Consider the following 2,615-nt stretch of genomic DNA (forward strand, 5'->3'; position numbering starts at 1 on the left):
GGGCAGGGCCTCGGCCCTCAGGACTCAGGCTTATTCAAGCCAGGAGGCGGCCGGCCACCTCGCAAAGGATTGTTCGGAACACATGTTTGCCGCCGACGCCACGTGCACGAAGCGCCGCAGAATTTCACCAAAATGAATCAGGCTTAGCTGTGCCGCCGTAAAATATCGGAAAAATACTTATTTGAGTACTTGTGCGACAAATATAAAATTTGGCGATGAAGCGCGCAGGCATAATTTTTTGCGGAGTATGATTAGACAAAACACCAAGCCGGGGCTCAGGAAACCTGATTTGGACTTATATGTAATACTGCATCAGTTTTAAGTGTGAATTGAATCACTCTTAGGTGTGGCCGATAATAGTTCTGACAGTGGCTGGGGGACCAGGATTCGAACCTGGACTAGAGGAGTCAGAGTCCACTGTTCTACCGTTAAACTATCCCCCAACATCCTCGCGTGGCACGAGGCAGGATCCGGTTTTCCATCGCAACCGGTGGCGGTCGCAGCCCGGTCCGTTCCGGTGCAGGGGCGATAGCATGGCTTTCCGGATCGATGCAAGCCCGCTTCTGAACCCCCGCTCGGGCGGAGATGCGTCCGGCGTCAGGCGCTGCCCGGTAGCTCGGTACGGGCCTCGATCATGCCCAAGGTACGCAGGATCGCCAGGGCGACGATCTCGCAATCGGTCTCTCCCTCCGGTGTGGCCGGGAGGATCGCCACGGTGCTCACTTCGTCGTCCGTGAGGAAGCCGACCACCACTTTGTAGACGTCGCCCTCCGGGGCGCCCTCGTCATGGACGAGGCAGACGCGGCAACCATGGGCCTCTCCATAGACGCGCTGCGTCAGAACCTGCACGCGGCGGGGATCGGTCGGTTCCGGGCGGCGCGGCGCGCCGAAGGTGGGGCGAATGATGTTGTCCATTTCCGCTCCTATACCTCAGCGTCCTCGTGTGGGGGAGAGCCCTGCCCGACGGCCTCCCTTCCGCGCCTCACCGCATCAGGAGTTCGCTCTGGTCTTCCTCAGCGAGTTTGAGGAGGTTTCGTCCGTAGGCGGTCTTGGCGAAGAGTTTGCCGCGGGCGATGAGCTGGTCCTTGCCGATGAAGCCCTGCAGGTAGGCGATCTCCTCCAGGCAGGCCACCTGCAGGCCCTGGCGGTGCTGGAGGGTGCGCACGAACTCGGCCGCCTCCAGCAGGCTGTCATGCGTGCCCGTGTCGAGCCAGGCATAGCCGCGGCTCATGCGCTCCACGTGCAGCTGCCCGCGCTCCAGATAGGCCTCGTTGATGCTGGTGATCTCGAGCTCGCCCCGGGCCGAGGGCGTCACGGCCGCGGCGATGTCGAGGACCTGGTTGTCGTAGACGTACAGCCCCGTCACCGCCCAGGGGCTCTCGGGCGTCACCGGCTTCTCGACGAGGCGCAGGGGCCGCCCGTCCGGGTCGAGGGTGACCACGCCGTAGGCCGAGGGATCGTCGACGTGGTAGGCGAACACCGTGGCGCCGGTCGGGCGGGCGCAGGCCCGGGCCAGCAGCTCGCGCATGCCCGAGCCGAAGAACAGGTTGTCGCCCAGCACCAGGGCCACGCTGTCGTCGCCCACGAAGTCGCGCCCGATCAGGAAGGCCTGGGCCAGCCCTTCTGGCCGGGGCTGGAGGGCGTAGCTGAAGGACAGCCCGAACTGCTCGCCGGTGCCGAACAGGCGCTTGTAGTTGTCGAGGTGCTCGGGGCTTGAGATGATCAGGATCTCGCGGATGCCCGCCAGCATCAGCACCGAGACCGGGTAGTAGATCATCGGCTTGTCGTAGACCGGCAGCAGCTGCTTGTTGATCGACAGCGTGGCCGGATGCAGGCGCGTGCCCGTGCCGCCGGCCAGAACGATCCCCTTCATGCCCGTGTCTCCGTGTGTGTCCGTTCAGGCCCGACCAGCCGGTCGAGGATGTCGTCGAGGGCCTCGGCCCAGGGCCGCGGCCGCAGGCCGTAGGCGGCCGTCAGGCTCTCGGTCGAGAGCACCGAATGCGCGGGCCGGCGGGCCGGGGTCGGGAAGGCGCTGGTGGGGATGGCGTCCACCGGCACCGACTTGCCGCCGCGCCGGGCCGCGCCGGCCAGGATGGCGCGGGCAAAGCCGCACCAGGTGGTGGCGCCCGCATTGACGAAGTGGTGCGTGCCCGTGGGCGCGGTGGAGTCGCGGGCCAGCGCCTGGGCGATCTGCGCCAGGCCCGCGGCGAGGTCGCCCGCGCTGGTCGGATTGCCGTGCTGGTCGTCGACCACGGCGAGGCGCTCGCGCTCGGCGGCGAGCCGCAGCATCGTCTTGACGAAGTTGCCCCGGTGCGGGCTCACCACCCAGGCGGTGCGGAGGATGGCGTGGCGCGGGTTGGCGGCGCGCACCGCGATCTCGCCGGCCGCCTTGCTGGCGCCGTAGACGCTCTGCGGGTTGACCGGCGTGTCGGGGGTGCAGGGGCCCGTCCCGCGTCCGTCGAAGACGTAGTCGGTGGAGACGTGGACGAGGGGGATGCCGGCTCGGGCGGTGGCCGCGGCGAGCAGCGCGGGCGCCAGCGCGTTCAGGGCCCAGGCCGCGGCGATCTCGCTCTCGGCCTTGTCCACGGCGGTGTAGGCGGCCGCGTTGACCAGCG

The 2,615-nt window shown here is 67.1% G+C and carries 3 protein-coding genes and 1 tRNA gene; all 4 read right to left on the reverse strand.

Annotation, left to right across the window (positions count from 1 at the left end; all coding sequences use genetic code 11):
* Positions 1-369 precede the first annotated feature (369 nt).
* A tRNA-Gln gene (locus AC3WLN_RS23915) sits at positions 370-443 on the reverse strand.
* Between the two features lie 154 nt (positions 444-597).
* A complete protein-coding gene (locus AC3WLN_RS23920; protein WP_463778649.1) occupies positions 598-915 on the reverse strand; it encodes a hypothetical protein in 318 nt (105 codons plus the stop codon).
* Between the two features lie 67 nt (positions 916-982).
* Positions 983-1,873 (reverse strand): glucose-1-phosphate thymidylyltransferase RfbA, encoded by an 891-nt coding sequence (gene rfbA, locus AC3WLN_RS23925; RefSeq protein WP_492485457.1) that lies wholly within the window; start codon positions 1,871-1,873, stop codon positions 983-985.
* Positions 1,870-2,615, reverse strand: a 746-nt coding sequence (gene rfbD, locus AC3WLN_RS23930; protein ID WP_492485460.1) for a dTDP-4-dehydrorhamnose reductase, incomplete at its 5' end; no start/stop codon positions are given. The genes rfbD and rfbA, both read right to left, overlap by 4 nt.

This window comes from Methylobacterium sp. FW306-05-D (assembly GCF_058782155.1).